Below are 17,887 nucleotides of genomic sequence, written 5' to 3' on the forward strand. Positions count from 1 at the left end.
GCGGGCGGGTGGGGGCGTCGCACAGGCCCTCCTCGGCTTCCGCTTCCTCGTGGTCCTCGTAAAGGTCTAGACATATATGGCACGCGGGCAGGCGGCCGGGCAAGACCCGTGCGGCAGACGGTCGTCGAGATCGTCAAGCACTGACCGGCCGTCACGGACGGTCAACACCCGTACGGCGGACACCGGTTTCGCCCGGGAGCACCCCCTCCTGCGCCACCATGGCGCCGCACAAGGAGGAATCTGTGGTGATCTCGCTCTCCGTGGCCGTCCTGCTCCTCGTCCTGGCATGGATCTTCATGCGCAGCGGCGGGCTCAAGTTCTCCCACGCCCTCATCTGCGTCCTGCTCGGCTTCCAGCTCGCGAGCAGCAGCATGGCGGCGACCATCCACGACGGACTGGCGGCCACCGCCCAGGCCGTCTCCGGCATCGATCCCTGAACCCGGGGCGCGGCCCCGCCGCCGACCGTTGCGCCCTCGTGAATCACGAGGCACCTCCACGGACTCCTCGGGCCGGGCGCTCTGGCGCCGCGCGGCGGCGCGACATCAGACGGCCGTCAACGAGCCCGAGGAGAACGGAGGAAGCCCCGATGATGCGAAGAGCGTTGAACTGCGCCGCGCCTCCGGCCCGGACCGCCATCGCCGTCCTGTACCCGGCCGCCCCGGCGCAGGCGGGGGGATGCCCGAGGCGTGCGCGACCGCCACCTTCGACGCGGACGGCCGGCCCGTGACCGTTCGCGGCACCTTCTCCGGCTTCCGGTGCGGCCTCGTCGGCGTCCGTGACGGGGACCGACCGCAGGGCGCGGGCAGGTCGGCCGACACGCCCGCACCGTCCTCGCCCGGCACCGGCAGGTGGTTCACTGGCGGGCATGCCCTTCGAGAACTACGGCGTGCTGTCGGGGACCCTGCACCGCCACTTCCGCGACCGGCCCGACGACCAGGGCCGCTGGTTCCACGTGAACCTGGAGGTCGACGCGCCCGCCGGCCGCTACAAGGTCGCCGTCGACGTGGACAGCAAGAAGTCCGCGGTGGGCGTCGAGTGGAAGGTGCTCACCCTGCACCCGTCGGTGCTGGAACCCGTGGACGCGCCGGCACCCGGCTACCACGACCTGGACCGCAGCTCCGGGTCGGGGGCCATCGACTACCTGCGCCACCCGGCCCTCGCGGACCACCCGGGCTGCCTCTTCCTGCCCCGCCCGCCGGCCTGGATCCAGCGGATCCGGGAGCGGATCAGCCCGGCCCGGCCGTGGACCGCGGGCAGCCACCTGGAGGCCTCGGCGGCGCTGGAGCCGATCCTCGTGCCAGGCCGGCCCGTTCTTGTCTTCGGCGAGCCCTTCGACACGGGGCTCGGCATGCACAACGTCCACCAGAACCAGGGCGACCCGTACGGCAGCCAGTGGTGGGAGGAGAACGGCACCTGGCAGGACGGGGCCACGATGACCCGCCGCGGCGACGGCCTCTACGACGTCTTCCTGTCCCGGTTCTCCAGCCAGTCCGGCGCCACCGACGACGACGGCCACCCCCTGCCGCCGCCGGGCGCGGCGTAGGCGCGAAAGCAGTCCGCCCCGGGCAGCGGTCCACGGCGCCTGCCGGGGAGCCGCCGCCCGGGACGGACGGGGGAAGGGCCGATCAGGTGCGGGGCGGGACCTGTGCCGGGCGGCCCCGGCCGCGGGTGAGGGAGTAGCCGAAGACGCCCGCCAGAGCGGCGAGTACGCCGCCCGCCGCGGTCCAGATCCAGCGGTCGGACCAGCGGCCGCTCGACCAGCCGCCCTCCGGCTCGCCGGCGGCGGCCGGCGGCTGCTTCCCCTCCTTCTTCGCGGCCTCGACCGCCGCGGCGCGGGCCGTGATGCCGGGTACGAGCGGCTCGGCCACCGCACCGTCCGAGGCGAACGCGCCCCCGGTGTCGTCGACGTCGGCCCGCAGCTCGGCCCGCACCTTGCGGCCGAGGTCCTCCTGGGCCAGGTGCACCGCGGTCAGGCGTACGTAGTAGCTGCCCGGCAGCGGGTCGTTGGCCCACGCCTCGGCGCCCGGGCGGACCGTGCGCAGCGTGCACGACAGCTCGACCGCCGCGGCCTCCTTGGCCGCCGCCGCGGCCTGCGCGGCGTACGTGCACGGCTGCCGGCGGCGCAGGCCGTCGTACACGTCGAGGCGCCACGTCGACGCCGCGTGCCGCGACGACGCCTCGGGCAGCTTCACCGTCGCCCTGACCGTGGCCCGCTGCCCGGAGTCCAGCGGCAGCACCCAGTACAGGTAGTCACCGGTGGAGGCCTCGGCCGTGGCCACCTGGCCCGGCCTGACCGGCGTGGCCGTGCGGAAGGCCGTGCCGGCCTCCGTCGGGCCGGACGCGGACCCGCTCGGGCTCGCGCTCGCCGAGGGGGTGTTGTCGGCCGCGGCCGCGCCGGCCGCGGCCAGGACACCGCCGGCGGCCAGCACCGCAGCGGTCACCATCCGTACGGTACGCATCAGTTGGTCCTCCAGACCGAGACACGCCAGCGGGAGAGCCAGCCCCACACGAGGCCCGCGAGCAGACCCGCGAGCACGAGGACGCCGAGCAGCCACCAGCCGCGGCCGAGGCCGAACGCGGCCACGTCCGCGGTGTCGTCGGGGCCGTCCACCAGGTCGATGGTCAGCTCCACCGGCATGCCCGGGGTCGTCTTGACGGAAGCGGGCGCCGAGAAGGAGTTGCTGACCTGGAGGCAGACGGTCTCCGCGACCGGCTTGCCCCCACCGGCCGTGCCCTCGTCCTCGTCCCCGTCGGACTCCGCCTTCGGGTAGCGCAGACCCGTCGAAATCGCGTCGGTGCGGCCGTCGCCCGCCTCCGAGCCGCGCACGATCTCCCGGCCGTGGACGGTCGTGGCCCGCAGCAGCACGCCGTAGTCGGCGTTGACGGCACGGTCGACGCCGATGCTCACCGAGGCGCGCAGCTCCTGGCCGGGCTTGACCTCCACCTGGTACCAGCGGTGCTCGCCGAAGGCCTCGCGGTCGGTGTACAGGCCCGCGCCCAGCTTCGGGGCGCCCTGGCACTGCTTGGCGCCCTCGGTCGCCACCGGGGTGACGACGGGGGCCGCCGCCCGGTCCACGAGCTGCTTGACGCGGCCGGAGAGATCGGCGGTGTGCTGTACCGAGGTGTACGTGCCGCCGGTGGCCTCGGCGATGCAGACCAACTGGTCGCGGGTCTTGGCGTCGGGGACCAGGCCGAGCGTGTCGATGACCAGGTGGATGCCCTGGGCGGCTATGTCACGCGCCACCTCGCACGGGTCGAGCGGGGCGCAGGTGTCCTCGCCGTCCGTGATCAGCACGATCCGCCGGGTGGCGTTCCCGCCCTTGAGGTCCTCGGCCGCGCCCAGCAGCGCCGGGCCGATCGGGGTCCAGCCCGTGGGGGCCAGGGTCGCCACGGCGGTCTTGGCCTCGGTCCGGTTCAGCTTGCCGACCGGGTAGAGCTGCTTGGTGTCCTTGCAGCCGAGCTGCCGGTCGTCGCCCGGGTAGGTCGCCCCGAGCGTCCGTATCCCGAGCTGCACCTCGTCGGGCGTGGCGTCCAGGACCTCGTTGAAGGCCTGCTTGGCCGCCGCCATGCGGGACGTGCCGTCGATGTCCGTGGCCCGCATCGAGCCGCTGACATCCAGCACCAGCTCGACCTTGGGCGAATCCTTCCCCACCGGTTCGCCTGCCGCCGCGCTCGCCGGGAACAGCCCGACCGCGAGCGTGGCCAGCAGGCCGCACGCCCCGGCCGCCACCCATTTTCTTGTGATCATCGCCGGATCGTATTGAGGATCGAGCGGCAAGCCAAACCGTCCGCTGCAGGGTGCACCGCCCGCGTCTACCCTGGAGCAGGGGGTGGTGTGCCAGTGTGCCCGGCCCGGAGGCGACCCCATGAGACGACGCCATCACTTCCACATCGACCATGCCGGGCATTCGGTCAGCGCGACCGTCGAGACGGGGCACCGGGTGGAGGTGGAGGTCCTCGTCGACGGCAAGGAGACCGGCCATGCCACCACCCACGGTGACCGGCCCGTCTTCGTCCACGTGGAGCTGCCGACCGTACCGCCGACGCCGGTGGTCGTACGCGCCACACCGGGCCCCGGCGTCCCCCGCTGCGTTCTGGAGGCGCCCGACGCCGCCCAGCCGCTGGTGATGTCGCCCCGGCCGTACTGAACGGCGCGCGCAGGCCGGGGCCGGGGCGCGTGCCGCTCGGGGTCGGGGGCCAGGTAGCCGGGCGGCCGGATCCGGCTGACCCCGCCGGTCAGCCGGCGGGGGTGCGTACCACGTCCACCGGATCCCCGGCCAGGACCAGCCCGGCGACGTGCTCGGTGACCATGTCGAGGATCTCCGCCGCGGCGCGGTCGTCGCCGAGGACCAGGAAGTTGAGGGTGAGCCCGTCCGTCATGGCGGCCAGGTAGCGGGCCAGCACGGGGACCGGGACGCTCAGCTCGAAGCCCGGCCCGCCGCTGACCTGCCCGAGCAGCTCGGCGTACGTCGCGCAGTACAGCTCGTGCTGGCGCCGCGCGAGGTGCTCGAACCCGGGCTGGCGCAGGGCGTACTGGGTGAGCTCGTACGTGAGCATGTGCTCGGCGGGCCGGGCGCGGACGTGGTCCCAGTAGGCCCGGAAGCCGGCCCGTACCGTCTCGTGGAGGGTGGCGCGCGGCCGGATCGCCTCCTTCACCACGCCGAGGTAGTGGTCCGTGATCGTCTCGATGACCGATTCCAGCAGCGCCTGCTTGGAGTCGAAGCAGTAGTGGAAGACGCTCAGCGACACGCCCGCCTCGGCGGCGATGGAGCGTGTCGTCGTCCGGGCGACGCCGTCGCGGGCCATCGCGCGGATCGCGGCCTCGGTCAGCTGCCGGCGCCGCTCGGCCAACGGCATCCGTGGCATGGGTGTTCCGTCTCCTTCCGCAGGAGGGTGGGCGCGGGAGCGCAGGCGGCCGGAGCCGGTCGGATCGGTTGCGGGATCCGGCCGGCCCCGGCCCGGGGCAGCGGGTGCCTCTTCTTCGGCGGCGCCGTCAGCTGCTGAAGACGCCCGCCTCGTAGAGGGAGTAGCCCCACTGGGTGCCGCGGCCGAGGCCGTGGATCCGTACGTAGCGGGCCGGCACTGCGGAGAACTGCGCGGTGTCCAGGCCGCCGTCCCCGGTGGTCGTGGACCAGACCGTCTGCCAGTTCGCGTCGTCAGAGGACACCTCGATGCGGTAGGACCGGCCGTACGCCCGCTCCCAGTCGAGGGTGACCCGCTTGACGAGCTGCGGGGAGCCGAGGTCGATGCGCAGCCACTGGCCGTCGCTCCAGTCGCTCGCCCAGCGGGAGCCGCGGCTGCCGTCCACGGCCCGGCCGGCCGCGTAGCTGACGAACGGGTTCCACTCGGTGGAGCTGGCGGAGGCGGCCGCGCCCGCGGCCAGGTTCACCCCGGCCTTGTGCTTCTCGGACGCCCCCCAGGTACGCAGGTAGGACTCGGCGCCCTGGAAGAGGTCGTCCACCACCTCCTGGCCGCCGACGTTCCGGATGTCCTCGATCCAGTCGGGGACCATGCCGTAGTGCGCGGCACCGTCGGTGTTGAAGTCCCAGGTGCGCTGCCCGGTGGTCTGGCGGTCGATGACCGAGCCGCCGTCGGTGCTGCGGTACGGGTAGCGGACCGGGTTGGGGGCGTCGGCCCCGCGCGGGCCGGGCCAGCCGCCGACGCCGTTCATGTCGGTGCCGAAGCCGTAGCCCACGCCGTACTTGTCGCGCAGCGCGGCATTGCGCTTCGCCTCGGCGCTGAAGCCCTCGGCGCCGCCCATGTAGGCGGTGGCGAAGCCGCCGAGCTTGTAGAGGCGCTCCAGCCAGCCCTGGTCCATCCAGCTGTGGGAGGAGATCACACCCGGGTAGGACTCGGACTCCAGGACGTCCAGGGCGCGGCCGGCGGCCTTGACGCTCATGTGGTCGATCTCGAGCATCATCTTGCGCTTCATCATCCCGCGCAGGGCGTACTCGCCGAGCTCGGTGAGCCCGCGGGTGTTGCAGCGCGCGTCGGCCGCGTACGAGGGCACCGCCACGCCCGCCGGGAGCTCCTTCTGCGCGGCGGGGGCCGCGGCCAGGCCGATCGGGTTGTCGTGCTGCGGGCCGGTGCACTGCTCGGTCTTCCAGAAGGTGCCCGTGGAGAGGAACTGACCCACGTTGATCGCGGTGCCGAGGGCGCCCTCGTCGAAGCGCACCCCGCACAGCGCGTTGTCGAACTTGTGGCACAGGAACATGCTGCGCACGCCGATCCGGTACAGCTCGTCCAGACCGCGATCGATGTCCTCCCGGCTGCACTGGGCGATGTCCAGGATCTGCTTGCAGCCGAACGGTTCGGAGGTCTCCACCCCCAGGATGACGGCCAGCTTGCCCTGCTGGATGACGTCGCGGGCCTGTGCGGAGTCGGTGACGATCCGGAACCAGCCCTTTCCGGGGCCGCCGTACATCCGGTCGATGTAGGCCTGCATGTCGTACGTCTTCTGCGCCTCCAGGCGGATGGCGGTCATCTCGTCGCAGCCGCGGTCCTTGAAGAAGTAGACCGAGCAGATCACCCCGTTCGTGACGAGGTCGTTGACGAGGACCCGCTGGCCGCCGCGCCAGGCCCGCTCGATCCACGCGTAGTAGTTCTGCTGGTGGGTCAGCGAGTCGTGTGCGGGCCAGTACTTGAACGTCGGCCAGCCGTTGGGGTCGTGCTTGCCGTCACCGCCCTTGGTGATGAAATCGAAGACCGCGAGGGTACCGTCGGGGTAGTGCTCGGGGCAGTCCTTGAGCGCGTCGGCGACGCCCTGTTCCGAGAACGGCTTGCCGCAGATGAGGCGGCCGCCGAAGCCCTCGTTGGACATGATGTGGTCGTGGGCGTCGACGAAGCCGCGGACCCGGCCCTGGGCGTCGGTGCCCTTGAAGGGCTCGCCGGTGACATTGATCTGGGAATCGGGGCCGGGCCGTGCCGTCGGAACCCACCAGCCGGTCTCGGCCGGGGCACTGGCGGATCCGGCGGCGGGTTCGGCCGAGGCTCCGGACACCGGGCCGAGGGCCACGGCCAGCAGGCCGGCGAGGAGGGCCGCGAGCACCGCGAAGGGCCTGTTGCGGCCGGGTGGTAGTCGGGTCATGGTCATCACCACTCACGTCATCGGGAGGCGGAGGGCGCGGTCGAGGACGCAGACCGCCCGAGGCCGGCTGAATGTCATGTCCCGCGCGAATTCGCGACGAGGATCGCCACTGCCACCGGGAGAGTCAAGAGTCCGGGACAATCGACCTGATGATGAATCAGGTCCCGTCGGCCCCCGCCACGCCCCTCACGGAGCCTGCGGTGACACCCCGTCCTGCCGGCCTCTTCGCCCGAGGGGCCGGGCCCCGGAACTCCCGGGGCCCGGCCGCCGCGTCGTAGCCCCGGGTCACTTCCTCTGCAGCTGGAGGCGGAAGTCCGGGCAGGTGTCGGGGTCCGTGTTGTCGTAGAGGAAGGTGCGCTTCGCGTCGACGCCGATGGACAGCAGGTCGATGGTGTCCGGTGTGGGCAGGTCCGGCTTCGGAGGGTCGAAGTGCAGGCGCAGCAACGCTGACTTCTCCGAACCCGAGGGGCGGGTGATCTCCCAGGTGCCCGTGCCACTGAAGGCGGGGCCCAGCTCGTTGCGGAACGAATCGCCGGTGGGCCAGTTCTCGACGGTGAGCGTGCCCCCGGCCACGCCCGGCCGCGTGGTCAGCACCAGGCGCGTGCCCTTGGCCTCCAGGGAGCCCTCGTAGCTGCCTTCCAGCTCGGCCGAGCTTGCTGTGGAGCTCTCCTCCGGAACGCAGCGCTCGAAGGGGCCCGCCCCGCCGGGCCCCCCGCATGCGGTGAGCGGCCAGGTGAGGATGAGCAGGGCCGTTGCGGCCCGGATGCGATGGTTCATCGTGCTGCTACTTCGTTCCCGCAGGTATGCGCTCGGTCCACTTGATCGTCTGGGACACGGTGGAGAAGGTGCCCTCTTCCTTGTTGGTCTTCTCCAGCCAGGCGTAGTACCCGATGAAGTGGAGGAAGGACTCGTTGCTGGTGTCGTTCTCCAGCGTGTACTCCACGACGAGCGAGCCGTCCGGGTCCTGGCCCTTGACGTCGTAGTTGACGGAGTACGAACCGGTGAAGGCCTCGCCCAGGTGCTTCGGGTCCCCGGTGGCGATCGCCGGCAGGTCGGTGAACAGGAGCTTCTTGAGGGCCTGGACCCGTTTGCCCAGGCCGCTGATGTCCTTGTGCGTGGTCCGCCACTGGTCGGCAAGCTTCTGCAGCGGTCCGAGGTCGGTGTCCAGGATCTCCCGGAAGGAAGCCATCAGAGTCCCTCCAGCAGCGACCGGCGCGGCGTGATCCCGCGGAAGGCCTCTTCGATCGCGGCATCCGTCTTGGTGTGGTCGCGGGCTCCGGCCCGCAGGCTCTCGGCGATGTGGGCGAGCCAGCCCGCCACCGTTCCGGCCGGGGTCTCCCACTGCTTGTGGGCTGCCCGGAGCGCGTACTCCGTCTCCCACCCCGCCATGGCAGTGGCCGCAGCCTTCGCCGGCGTCTCCAGGGCGGCGGCCGGCTTGGTGAAGGCGGTGTGTATCTCGTCCGCACTGCCGGCCGCCTTGTTGAGGATGGCAGGCTCGATCTTGAGTCGCTGCCCGGGAAGCTCACCGTGGGGGCCGCGGGGCCCAGAGGCCCCCAAGGGCGGCTTGAGGAACGGCGATTGTGGTTGCAGCGGCGAAGGTGCCTGTTGGGACAGGCGCGGAACCGTGGGATCCGCGTAGCTGTCGGCGGGCGGCGCTGTGTAGAACGGGCCCATGGCCAAGGTTGCGCTTCTTCAGTTCGTCCGGCGTGAGCGGCAGTTGCGCCGGCTCGGGCAAGGTGTCCTCGGCCACCGATTCCCCCGTTTGCTCTCGTGCATGCGTTCTGCACACAGGCTGATGGGATCATCTTTCCGTATGCCTGATGGGGGCCCGCGACACGCGGACACGTGCCCGGGCACGGAGGGCTTCCCGGTGCCGGGCCCGGGGAGTCCGTTGTCCCGGCCGTGGCCCGGTCTCCGCAGGGCGCCGGAACAGCGCCGTCGGCCAGGCAGGGGATGCGGTCCGCCGGGATGCCGGCGATGTTGATGCGGCCCGCGGTGGTGCCGTAGATGGCGAAGCCGTTGCGGAGGCGGAGCATCTGGTCGGGGCTCAGCGGCAGCATCGAGAACATGCCCTTCTGCCGCGCCAGCGACTCGGCCCGGTCGGCCCGGCCGAGCGAGGCCAGCCGGCGGGCCAGAGCGCTGCGGTTGGCCTCGATGCGGCCGCGCATCCCGTCCAACTCGGCCCGCCACAGCGCCCGCAGCCCGTCGTCCTCCAGGATCGTCGCGACCACCGCGGCCCCGTGCTCCGGAGGCATGGAGTACAGGGTGCGGGCCGCGTTCTGCAGGGCCGTCTCCACATGGCGCAGCGACGGCCGGGAGGCGCCGATCACGATCGCGCAGCCGGTGCGGTCGGCGTAGAGCCCGAAGTTCTTCGAGCAGCTGATGGCGACGAGCATCTCCGGCACCCGTTCCGCGAGCATCCGGGTGGCCGCAAGGTCCGCCTCCAGGCCGTCGCCCAGCCCGTGGTACGCCAGGTCCACGAACGGCACCCACCCGGCCTGCACGGCCAGGTCGGCAAGCGCCTGCCAGGTCTCGGGGGACGGGTCGACGCCGGTGGGGTTGTGGCAGCAGCCCTGGAGCAGCACGACGTCGTCGCGGCGGGCCTGCCCCAGGTCCCGCAGCAGGCCCTCGGCGTCGGGCCGGCCCTCCGCGTCGAGCCAGGCGTACGTGCGCACGCTCAGCCCGGCGGCCTCCAGGATGGGCCGGTGGTTCACGTAGGCGGGGTCGCTGATCCACACCGTCGTGCCGGGCCGGGTCCGGCAGACCAGGTCGGCCAGCAGCCGCAGCGCACCGCTGCCCGCGACGGTCTGGACGGCGACGGCACGCTCGGCGGCACCGCCCTCGCCCAGCACCATCGACAGCATCGCGCGGTTGAAGGCCAGATTGCCGGAGAGCCCGCGGTACTCCTTGGAGAGGGAACGTTCCGCCAGGCGTATCTCGGCCTCGCGGACCGCCGCCATGACCGGGGTCCCGCCGGTGTCGTCGCGGTAGACGCCGAGGACGAGGTTCAGGCGCTCGGGCCGGGCGTCGGCGCCGTACGCCTCGGTCAGGTCCCACAGCGGGTCGACGGGCGGCGGAAGGAGGAGCTCAAGCATTGCGGGAACCTCTGGCGGGAATCGGCGGTCAGCGGGCGGAGACGGGGCGGGGCAGGGTGCGGGGGCGCCGGTTGGCGAGGAAGACCCCCGCCGCGATGAGCGGCACGCCGACGAGCACGGCGAGCGTCGGCGATTCGCCGAGCAGCGGAACGGCGAGCAGGACCACGAGGACGGGGCTGAGGCTGCCGACGGCGGAGCTGCGCTCCGCGCCGAGCCGGCGGATGGCGAAGGCGTACAGCAGGCCGGCGCACAGCCCGACGCCCAGCCCCTGCACGACCAGGAACAGGACGATGTCGGAGCCCGCCGCGGACCGCAGGCCGCTGGGCAGCACCCCGGTCAGGACCAGGAGGGCCATCACCGCGAAAGAGGGCAGGCAGAGCAGGCCGATCGAGCCGACCGGGTCGAGCTCCACCTCCTTCAACCCGACGGTGTACAGCGCCCACAGCCCGCTGGCGGCGAGCAGGACGCCGGCGCCGGCCAGGACCGAGCCGTTCACGGGGAAGACATGTCGCCATACGAGGGCGACCACACCGGCCGCGATCAGCGCGAGCCCGGCCGCCTGGGTACCGCGGGGCGCGCCCCGCCCGCCGGCGATCATCAGCGCGGCGACGAACAGGGGGACCATGCCCGGCACGATCGAGCCGACGAACGCGGCCGAGGTCAGGGAGCCGCCGTACATCGCGGCCAGGAAGAACGGCACCCCCGCCCCGCAGGCGACCTTGAGCGCGGCGGCCGGACGCACCGCGGCGAGCGCCCGGCGCCGCCGCCACAGGGCGGGGGCGAGGACGACGAGCGGGACGCCGAAGCGCAGCAGCGCGGCGTCGGCGGGCTGCAGGGAGGAGCTGCTGAGGGCCCGCGCGCTGAGCGCGAAGGCGGCCCAGATCAGCACGGTCAGGACCAGCGCGATCATGCCCTGTGCCTGCGGGGAGAGCCCGCGGACGCCGGCAGCGCGCTCTCGCGGGGGCGCCGGCGCGGGCGCGCCGGCGGGCACGGTCTTCACGGCGACCACGGTCATGTCCTCCAGATCCAGGGGCCGGATCCGGCCACAAGGCAACGCTAGAGCTTTCGTCGGGGCAGGCGATTGCCAGTTCTGCCGCTCAGGCATAGCTTGGAGGCAGAATCTGCCAAGGAGTGACCATGGACGCAGTCGATCTGCAGATCATCCGCGAATTGCAGGGCGACGGCCGCCTGTCCAACCAGGAGCTCGCCGACCGGGTCCGGCTGTCGCCTTCGCCCTGCCTGCGCCGGGTGCGGAGGCTGGAGGAGGCCGGCCTGATCCGCGGCTACACGGCCATGGTCGACCAGGTCGCGTACGGCCTGCCGATCACCGTGTTCGTCCGGATACGACTGGAACGCCACACCGCGGAGGCCGTGCGTGTCTTCGAGGAGCACGTCGCCGTCATCGAGCACATCCAGGACTGCTACCTGATGGCCGGCAGCAGCGACTACCTGCTCAGGGTCGTCATCGAGAGCCTGGAGGCGTACGAGTCCCTGGTGCGCAACCGGATCCACGCCATCCCCGGCATCTCCTCGATCGAGTCGAGCTTCGCCTTCGGCAGCGTCAAGCAGTCCAGGGTCTACCCCGCCCCGAAGTGAGGGGGCCGCGCGGGCGGCGGCGGCGCCTGCGGCGGCAGCAGGTCGATCGGGGAGTGCAGGCGCCGCCCCAGCGGCAGCGCCAGCCGCCCCTCACGGGCGGCGACGGGGATCTGCCGGACGGCGAGCTTCGCCTCCATGTCGCACTGCCCGCTGTGCAGCTCGGTCAGCCGCCCGCTCTCGACGGCCGCGACCAGGGCGCGCACGTGGAAGACGAGGGTCAGCTCCACCTCCACCGTGCTGACCGGGGTGCCGTCCACCAGCAGCTCGACGCTGGGGTGGTGGGCGGAGGTGATGCTGTGCGTGGCCAGTGCGACGAGCTCCGGGGCGTCCGGGGACAGGCGGGTCCGGTGGGCGGCGGCCCGCAGCTCGGAGTGCTTGGCCCAACCGTGGGCCAGCAGCGCGAACACGTCGAGTTCGAGGAAGCCGTTGACGACGCGGGCGAGCTCGGACTCCACGGCCCGGTCCGCCGCGCCCGCGAGGCCCTGCCCGCCGGGCAGGATGCCGGTGGCCGCGTGGTGGTCGTGCAGGGTGTCGGCGATGGCCTCGGCGGACTCGACGGCCTGCGGCCCGAGCAGGAACGCGCCCACGGTGAGGGGCGCGAGGCCCGGGGCGGGGGCGGCGGTCATGTGTCGTCCTCCTTCTCCTGCGCGGTGTTCTCCTGCACGGTCTGCTCGCCGGGATCCGCGTGCGGCTCCAGCCGGATCGTGTGCGACCCGGCCCCGCCCTCCTCGGCGGCGGATTCGGCCACGGAGCTCACCGCCGGGGCGGGCCGCAGCCGGGCGCTGACCTGCCCCTGCACCCGGTGCGGGCTGCGGTGGCGGTGGACCAGCCGCCAGGCGCCGAAGGCGGCGATCAGGACCATGCCGACGAGGCTCGCGCCGACGACCAGGCCGACGGGCACGGCCCCCTCCGCGGTGCCCGGGCCGTCCGACGACGTCCGGGCGGGCGTCGGGCCGTCCGTCGGGCCGTCCGTCGGGCCGTCCGTCGCATCGGTCGTGATGACGGGCGTGGGGGCGGAGTCCGGTTGCGGCCTCGGGGTGGGAGGCGGCGGCGGAACCGGGCCGTCCGTCACCCGGAACGTGGCCTCGTCGGCCACACCCCGGTTCGACTGGCACTCGGCCCGCACCGTGTAGTCGCCTGCCCGCACGCCCGCCTGAACGACGAGGCTCACGGTGAACGACCCGTTGCCCGTGGCCCCGACCGGTGGTCCGAGCGATCCCCCGTCCCACAAAACGTTCACCAAGGGACAGTTGAACCCGGAACCGGTAAGGGTGACGGGATCCGCACCGGCCGGCCCCTCGGTGGGGGCGAGCGCCACGTCCGGTGAGCCGGGGGGTTCGAGGGTTGGTTCGTGTGTCGGGGTGGGTTCGAGGGTCGGTTCGTGTGTCGGGGTGGGTTCGACGGTCGGTTCGGGCGTCTCGGTAGGTTCGACGGTCGGTTCGGGGGATTCCTCGACCGTGAACGGCGTCTCGGCGTAGACCGACTCGTATCCGACGCAGGTGGCCGTCACCTTGTGCTCGTCGCCCGGGGCGGCATCGGCCGGAACCTCGATGCCGGCCGAGAACGTGCCGTTCTCGGGATCCACCGCGGTCGGCTCCACGCCGTCCAGAGGGCTGCCGTCCCACGTCAACTGGGCTTTGCCGCTGCCCTTGACGGCGCAGTAGTCGAATCCCGAACCGGTGACCCGGACGGCGGTTCGCACGGGCCCCGTGGTCCGGTCCAGAGCCAAGGCGGGCACGGGAGTTGGTTTCACGCTGAACCGAGCGGTCGCCCTGATCTTGGAGTTGGTCGTGCACTCGGCCGTCACCTCCACGGTACCGGCGGAGGCGTCCGACGGTACCGTGACGTCGGTCTCGAACTCGCCGGTGTCCAGGTCGGCCGTGGCGATGCTGGGGCCGCCCCCGTCGATGCGGACCTCGACCACATCCGCCCTGTACGACGCCGGCTCCGGCGACTGCGTCTTGCTCACGTCACCCACGGCGCCCTGCACAGGCGTCCGGCAGTTCTCGAACCCGTAGCCGCGTACGCCCACCCGGCTGCCGGGCGGGCCCGTCGTCGGATCCAGCTCGATCCGTTCCGTCGCGCGGGTCGGGAGCACTGTCGTGGCGGGCGCCGCCGGGTCGGCGGTACCACCCCATGCGACCGCCGCGCAGGCCAGCACCGCGGCCCATGACCGGATGGCCCGCAGGGTGAAGGGGAACATGACTCTCCGCCACCCATTGTCCCCCGCGGGGCTGCGCCCGTCGCCTCCAGGGGCGGGCCCGCCCGTCTGACCAGAACTCGAGGGGCACGGCGAGGACCGCGCGGGAGGTGAGGCCCAGGCGAGGGAAGATCCCGTGGAGGCGGGCGGCGACGGTCCGCGGCGAGACGCAGCAGCCGCCGCCTTCAACGACTTGCCCGGCCGCGCGCAGTTCCCGGGGCGCAGCGCTGCCCCCGCGGTTCGGCCCGCAGGTCGCGGAACGCCTGGTCGGCGTCGCGCAGTACGTCATGGGCGGCGGCGTCGGCGCCGGCGGCGCAGCCAGGACCCGTGCGGCGGCGGAGACGGGCCGCCTCGGTCCGGCCGGTGTGCACGGCCGCCTGCACCAGGCCCAGGAGAACAGATGAAAGTGCGTCAGGTCCGCGGGCGGTTGAGCCGGTGCAGCGCGAAGTTCACCGCGCGGGCCCGCGCGGCGATCACGTACCCCTCCGTGCGGCGGTACGTCTGCTCGTGCGGGCTGTGACCGGGGCCCGTGAGCGGCGAGACCCCCGCCGGGACCGCTCGATGCGGCGGTCCCGGTGCCCGTGCAGGCAGTCGTCGAGGCGCCGGGCAGGTCGGTGCACGCCTCGGTGCAGTAGGCGCGGCCCCGGGAGTCCGCTCCCAGCCGTCGGTGATGTCCTGCTCCGGGGGCAGGTCCGCGACCAGGCCGGACAGCCGGTTCTGCCGCCTCGTCCGCCGGCTGGACCGCACGCTGTCGGCGAAGACTGGCCCGCGATCCACCGCACTGCGGGACCGGCAACCGGATCACCCGGACGAAAGCCGCATGCCGACCGCATACCGGACTGGCAAAACGGCGCATTCGGCCATTTCGGCGCACTCGCGACGCCGGATGGTCGAATCCCACAGGGGTACCTCTTGAATGATCAAACTATGAGGGGGTTAGCATATGAGCGCCGCCTAGCTCGAAAGATAAGCCTGTGACTGTCAACGACGACTCGTTCACCAACTGGAACCACCGCGAGGAGATCGCGGAGGCGATGATCCCGATCATCGGGAAGCTGCACCGCGAGCGGGATGTCACGATCCTGCTGCACAGCCGCTCCCTGGTGAACAAGTCGGTGGTCAGCATCCTCAAGACCCACCGGTTCGCCCGGCAGATCGACGGCGAGGAGCTCTCGGTCACCGAGACGATGCCGTTCCTGCAGGCTCTCACCACCCTCGATCTCGGCCCGTCGCAGATCGACATCGGCATGCTCGCCGCCAACCACAAGACCGACGACCGCGGTCTTTCGGTGGCCGAGTTCACCGCCGAGGCCGTCGCCGGCGCCACCGGCGAGAACAAGCTGGAGCGCTCCACCGGCCGCGACGTCGTCCTCTACGGCTTCGGCCGCATCGGCCGCCTCGTCGCCCGCCTGCTGATCGAGAAGGCCGGCTCCGGCAACGGCCTGCGCCTGCGCGCCATCGTCGTCCGCGGGGGCGGCGAGGCCGACCTGGTCAAGCGCGCCTCGCTGCTGCGCCGCGACTCCATCCACGGCCAGTTCCAGGGCACGATCACCGTCGACGAGGCGAACAGCACGATCGTCGCCAACGGCAACGCGATCCGCGTGATCTACGCCAACGACCCCTCCGAGGTCGACTACACGGCGTACGGCATCAAGGACGCCATCCTCATCGACAACACCGGCAAGTGGCGTGACCGGGAGGGCCTCTCCAAGCACCTGCGACCCGGCATCGACAAGGTCGTCCTGACCGCCCCGGGCAAGGGCGACGTCCCGAACATCGTCCACGGCGTCAACCAGGACATGATCAAGCCGGACGAGCGCATCCTGTCCTGCGCCTCCTGCACGACCAACGCGATCGTCCCGCCTCTGAAGGCCATGGACGACGAGTACGGTGTGCTGCGCGGCCACGTGGAGACCGTCCACTCGTTCACCAACGACCAGAACCTGCTGGACAACTACCACAAGGCCGACCGCCGCGGCCGCTCCGCGCCGCTCAACATGGTGATCACCGAGACCGGTGCCGCCTCCGCCGTCGCCAAGGCGCTGCCGGAGCTCAAGGCCCCGATCACCGGCAGCTCGATCCGCGTCCCCGTCCCGGACGTCTCGATCGCCATCCTCAGCCTGCGCCTGGGCCGCGAGACCACCCGTGAGGAAGTCCTCGACTACCTCCGCAACGTCTCGCTGCACTCGCCGCTGAAGCGCCAGATCGACTTCACCACCGCGCCCGACGCCGTCTCCATGGACTTCGTCGGCTCGCGCCACGCCTCCATCGTGGACGCCGGCGCCACCAAGGTCGACGGCGACAACGCGATCCTGTACCTCTGGTACGACAACGAGTTCGGCTACTCCTGCCAGGTCATCCGCGTCGTCCAGCACGTCTCGGGCGTCGAGTACCCGACCTTCCCGGCGCCGCGCGCCTGACGGTCCGTCCGGCAACAGGACAACGAACGGGCGCCCGCCCCGGGTTCTTCCGACCCGGAGCGGGCGCCCGTTTCCTATAGTGGCGCCACGTGACCACTGTGCAGCGGCCGACCGGCCGCACCTTCGAGGCCCTGAAGTCCACCGCCGTCCAGGACGCCGCCCGGCTGCGCGAGATCTACGACCCGCCGAGCGAGATGGTCCGGCGCAAGGCGGTGGACCGGATCCACGACGTCGCCCGCGCCTTCATCGGCCGCTCCTCGCTCGTCTTCGTCGCCACGGCCGACGCCGAGGGCCGCTGCGACGTGACACCGCGCGGCGGGCCGGCCGGATTCGTCGCCGTCCTCGACGAGTGCACCCTCGCCCTACCCGACGCCACCGGCAACAAGCGGCTGGACAGCGCCCACAACATCGTGGAGACCGGCCGCGCCGGCCTCATCTTCCTCATACCCGGCCGGGAAACCACCCTGCGCGTGAACGGCAAGGCCTGCGTCTCCGCGGACCCGCGGCTGCTGGAGCAGCTGACCCCGGTCGGCAAGCCGCCACGCAGCGCGATCGTCGTCGAGGTGGAGGAGGCGTACCAGCACTGCCCGAAGGCGTTCCTGCGCAGCGGCGCCTGGAAGCCGGAGAAATGGCTCCCGGAGGACGCTGCGCCCAGCTCCGCCGAGATCACCCTCTCCCACCTGGACCTGCCTGACCTGACGCTGGAACAGATCCGTCAGAGCGAGCGCGAGTCGCTCCTCTATCGCTACGAGTGAGCCCGGCGCCGGCCGGCGGGCAGCCGGCCGGCGCCCGTGTCAGCTGAGGGCCAGCCGTTCCCCTCGGGCACGCGCGGTGACCCCGTCGGGCCCCACCGAGACCTCCGAGGCCCGCAGCCCCAACGGCAGGGCGGGCAGCTCCCACCGCTTCCCGGCCAGGGCCTCGGTGATCAGCGGATTGGCCGGGTCGATGGGGCGCCCGGCCAAGGTGGCCTTGGTCGCCTGGAGGGTGACGGTGTCGTCCTTCAGCGCGAGCCGGGCCGTGACGACCGCCGAAATGCCGAAGGCGCTGCGCTCCACCCGCAGTTGGCCGTCCCCGGCGTCGGACAGGCGCACGCTCCTGCCCGCCTCGGTGGCGAGGGCCTCGAACGGCACGGTGAACCGGGCGTCGACCGCCGCGGCGGAGTAGCCGTCCGGACCCTGGGTGACCTCCTTCAGGTCCACCGCGGCCTTGACCGGCCTCCCGTCGGGCGTGCGGCCGTCGGCCGTGACCCGTACCTCGGGGTGGGCGCCGCGGGCGGCGTCGAGCAGGAAGGGATAGCCGCCTATCTCCACCTGCGGCGCCGACCGCAGGTCCTTGTGGCGGGCGGCGATCCGGTCGGCGAGTCGGCTCTCGCCGCGCTCGCGGGCGAGGGCGTCCGCGGCGGGCAGGGCGATCGCGAGCGCCGCGAGGGCGGCGAGGGCGATCCGGAGGCGGCGGCGTCGGTGCGGGCGGGGGAGCTCGGACGCTGTCT

17 protein-coding genes and 1 pseudogene are annotated in these 17,887 nt (G+C 72.4%); 6 read left to right on the forward strand and 12 right to left on the reverse strand.

Annotation, left to right across the window (positions count from 1 at the left end; genetic code table 11):
- Positions 1 to 242 precede the first annotated feature (242 nt).
- A complete protein-coding gene (locus HYE82_RS21405) occupies positions 243 to 437 on the forward strand; it encodes a hypothetical protein (protein ID WP_179175743.1) in 195 nt (64 codons plus the stop codon).
- A gap of 428 nt (positions 438 to 865) precedes the next feature.
- Positions 866 to 1,543, forward strand: coding sequence for a DUF2278 family protein (locus tag HYE82_RS21410; protein ID WP_179175744.1), 678 nt, complete (start codon positions 866 to 868; stop codon positions 1,541 to 1,543).
- A gap of 82 nt (positions 1,544 to 1,625) precedes the next feature.
- On the opposite strand, the gene HYE82_RS21415 is transcribed toward HYE82_RS21410, so the two are convergent.
- Together HYE82_RS21415 and HYE82_RS21420 are read right to left on the reverse strand one after the other, a co-directional pair.
- Complete coding sequence (locus tag HYE82_RS21415) at positions 1,626 to 2,459, reverse strand: hypothetical protein (RefSeq protein ID WP_179175745.1); 834 nt, start codon at positions 2,457 to 2,459, stop codon at positions 1,626 to 1,628.
- Positions 2,459 to 3,748: a VWA domain-containing protein gene (locus HYE82_RS21420; protein ID WP_179175746.1), complete on the reverse strand. Its 1,290-nt coding sequence runs from the start codon at positions 3,746 to 3,748 to the stop codon at positions 2,459 to 2,461. Before HYE82_RS21420 ends, HYE82_RS21415 begins: the two co-directional genes overlap by 1 nt.
- 118 nt (positions 3,749 to 3,866) lie before the next feature.
- Here HYE82_RS21420 and HYE82_RS21425 point away from each other — a divergent pair, with 118 nt between their 5' ends.
- Complete coding sequence (locus tag HYE82_RS21425; RefSeq protein WP_179175747.1) at positions 3,867 to 4,148, forward strand: hypothetical protein; 282 nt, start codon at positions 3,867 to 3,869, stop codon at positions 4,146 to 4,148.
- 88 nt (positions 4,149 to 4,236) lie between these two features.
- Here the strand turns inward: HYE82_RS21425 and HYE82_RS21430 are convergent, their stop codons facing one another.
- From HYE82_RS21430 to HYE82_RS21460, 7 genes and pseudogenes are all read right to left on the reverse strand, one after another.
- Entirely contained in the window at positions 4,237 to 4,866 is a 630-nt protein-coding gene (locus HYE82_RS21430) for a TetR/AcrR family transcriptional regulator (RefSeq protein ID WP_179175748.1), read from the reverse strand.
- 127 nt (positions 4,867 to 4,993) lie between these two features.
- Complete coding sequence (locus HYE82_RS21435; RefSeq protein WP_179175749.1) at positions 4,994 to 7,087, reverse strand: discoidin domain-containing protein; 2,094 nt, start codon at positions 7,085 to 7,087, stop codon at positions 4,994 to 4,996.
- 285 nt (positions 7,088 to 7,372) lie between these two features.
- The gene (locus HYE82_RS21440; protein ID WP_179175750.1) at positions 7,373 to 7,864 is read right to left on the reverse strand and encodes a hypothetical protein; all 492 of its coding nucleotides are present in this window, start codon (positions 7,862 to 7,864) and stop codon (positions 7,373 to 7,375) included.
- Between the two features lie 7 nt (positions 7,865 to 7,871).
- Positions 7,872 to 8,276, reverse strand: coding sequence for a hypothetical protein (locus tag HYE82_RS21445; protein WP_179175751.1), 405 nt, complete (start codon positions 8,274 to 8,276; stop codon positions 7,872 to 7,874).
- Positions 8,276 to 8,767 (reverse strand): hypothetical protein, encoded by a 492-nt coding sequence (locus tag HYE82_RS21450; protein WP_179175752.1) that lies wholly within the window; start codon positions 8,765 to 8,767, stop codon positions 8,276 to 8,278. The genes HYE82_RS21445 and HYE82_RS21450 overlap by 1 nt, the downstream gene beginning before the upstream one ends.
- 317 nt (positions 8,768 to 9,084) lie before the next feature.
- Positions 9,085 to 10,182 (reverse strand): annotated as a pseudogene (locus tag HYE82_RS21455) (aromatic amino acid transaminase); the annotation flags it as partial.
- 28 nt (positions 10,183 to 10,210) lie between these two features.
- Positions 10,211 to 11,197 (reverse strand): DMT family transporter, encoded by a 987-nt coding sequence (locus HYE82_RS21460; RefSeq protein WP_256987504.1) that lies wholly within the window; start codon positions 11,195 to 11,197, stop codon positions 10,211 to 10,213.
- A 122-nt stretch (positions 11,198 to 11,319) separates the two neighbouring features.
- Between HYE82_RS21460 and HYE82_RS21465 the strand changes: the two genes are divergently transcribed.
- Positions 11,320 to 11,778 (forward strand): Lrp/AsnC family transcriptional regulator, encoded by a 459-nt coding sequence (locus HYE82_RS21465; protein ID WP_179175753.1) that lies wholly within the window; start codon positions 11,320 to 11,322, stop codon positions 11,776 to 11,778.
- On the opposite strand, the gene HYE82_RS21470 is transcribed toward HYE82_RS21465, so the two are convergent.
- Both HYE82_RS21470 and HYE82_RS21475 read right to left on the reverse strand, forming a co-directional pair.
- The gene (locus HYE82_RS21470) at positions 11,760 to 12,404 is read right to left on the reverse strand and encodes a hypothetical protein (RefSeq protein ID WP_179175754.1); all 645 of its coding nucleotides are present in this window, start codon (positions 12,402 to 12,404) and stop codon (positions 11,760 to 11,762) included. The two genes, HYE82_RS21465 and HYE82_RS21470, sit on opposite strands and share 19 nt — an antisense overlap.
- The gene (locus tag HYE82_RS21475; protein ID WP_179175755.1) at positions 12,401 to 13,981 is read right to left on the reverse strand and encodes a hypothetical protein; all 1,581 of its coding nucleotides are present in this window, start codon (positions 13,979 to 13,981) and stop codon (positions 12,401 to 12,403) included. The genes HYE82_RS21470 and HYE82_RS21475 overlap by 4 nt, the downstream gene beginning before the upstream one ends.
- Before the next feature lie 971 nt (positions 13,982 to 14,952).
- Here HYE82_RS21475 and HYE82_RS21480 point away from each other — a divergent pair.
- Positions 14,953 to 16,398 (forward strand): glyceraldehyde-3-phosphate dehydrogenase, encoded by a 1,446-nt coding sequence (locus HYE82_RS21480; RefSeq protein ID WP_179175756.1) that lies wholly within the window; start codon positions 14,953 to 14,955, stop codon positions 16,396 to 16,398.
- Between the two features lie 89 nt (positions 16,399 to 16,487).
- Entirely contained in the window at positions 16,488 to 17,153 is a 666-nt protein-coding gene (locus HYE82_RS21485; protein ID WP_309144397.1) for an MSMEG_1061 family FMN-dependent PPOX-type flavoprotein, read from the forward strand.
- 39 nt (positions 17,154 to 17,192) lie between these two features.
- Here HYE82_RS21485 and HYE82_RS21490 read toward each other — a convergent pair.
- The coding region (locus tag HYE82_RS21490; protein ID WP_179175757.1) for a DUF2993 domain-containing protein at positions 17,193 to 17,887 on the reverse strand (695 nt) is incomplete at its 5' end.

Origin of the sequence: Streptomyces sp. BR123 (genome assembly GCF_013401435.1) — a bacterium.
Lineage (GTDB): Bacteria > Actinomycetota > Actinomycetes > Streptomycetales > Streptomycetaceae > Streptomyces.

Excerpts from the sequence above, each read along its gene's own strand:
- HYE82_RS21475 (WP_179175755.1), bottom strand. The coding sequence starts at position 13,981 with ATGTTCCCCTTCACCCTGCGGGCCATCCGGTCATGGGCCGCGGTGCTG.
- HYE82_RS21410 (WP_179175744.1), top strand. The coding sequence starts at position 866 with ATGCCCTTCGAGAACTACGGCGTGCTGTCGGGGACCCTGCACCGCCAC.
- HYE82_RS21460 (WP_256987504.1), bottom strand. The coding sequence starts at position 11,197 with ATGACCGTGGTCGCCGTGAAGACCGTGCCCGCCGGCGCGCCCGCGCCG.
- HYE82_RS21445 (WP_179175751.1), bottom strand. The coding sequence starts at position 8,276 with ATGGCTTCCTTCCGGGAGATCCTGGACACCGACCTCGGACCGCTGCAG.
- HYE82_RS21435 (WP_179175749.1), bottom strand. The coding sequence starts at position 7,087 with ATGACCCGACTACCACCCGGCCGCAACAGGCCCTTCGCGGTGCTCGCG.
- HYE82_RS21440 (WP_179175750.1), bottom strand. The coding sequence starts at position 7,864 with ATGAACCATCGCATCCGGGCCGCAACGGCCCTGCTCATCCTCACCTGG.
- HYE82_RS21415 (WP_179175745.1), bottom strand. The coding sequence starts at position 2,459 with ATGCGTACCGTACGGATGGTGACCGCTGCGGTGCTGGCCGCCGGCGGT.
- HYE82_RS21430 (WP_179175748.1), bottom strand. The coding sequence starts at position 4,866 with ATGCCACGGATGCCGTTGGCCGAGCGGCGCCGGCAGCTGACCGAGGCC.
- HYE82_RS21465 (WP_179175753.1), top strand. The coding sequence starts at position 11,320 with ATGGACGCAGTCGATCTGCAGATCATCCGCGAATTGCAGGGCGACGGC.
- HYE82_RS21420 (WP_179175746.1), bottom strand. The coding sequence starts at position 3,748 with ATGATCACAAGAAAATGGGTGGCGGCCGGGGCGTGCGGCCTGCTGGCC.
- HYE82_RS21425 (WP_179175747.1), top strand. The coding sequence starts at position 3,867 with ATGAGACGACGCCATCACTTCCACATCGACCATGCCGGGCATTCGGTC.
- HYE82_RS21470 (WP_179175754.1), bottom strand. The coding sequence starts at position 12,404 with ATGACCGCCGCCCCCGCCCCGGGCCTCGCGCCCCTCACCGTGGGCGCG.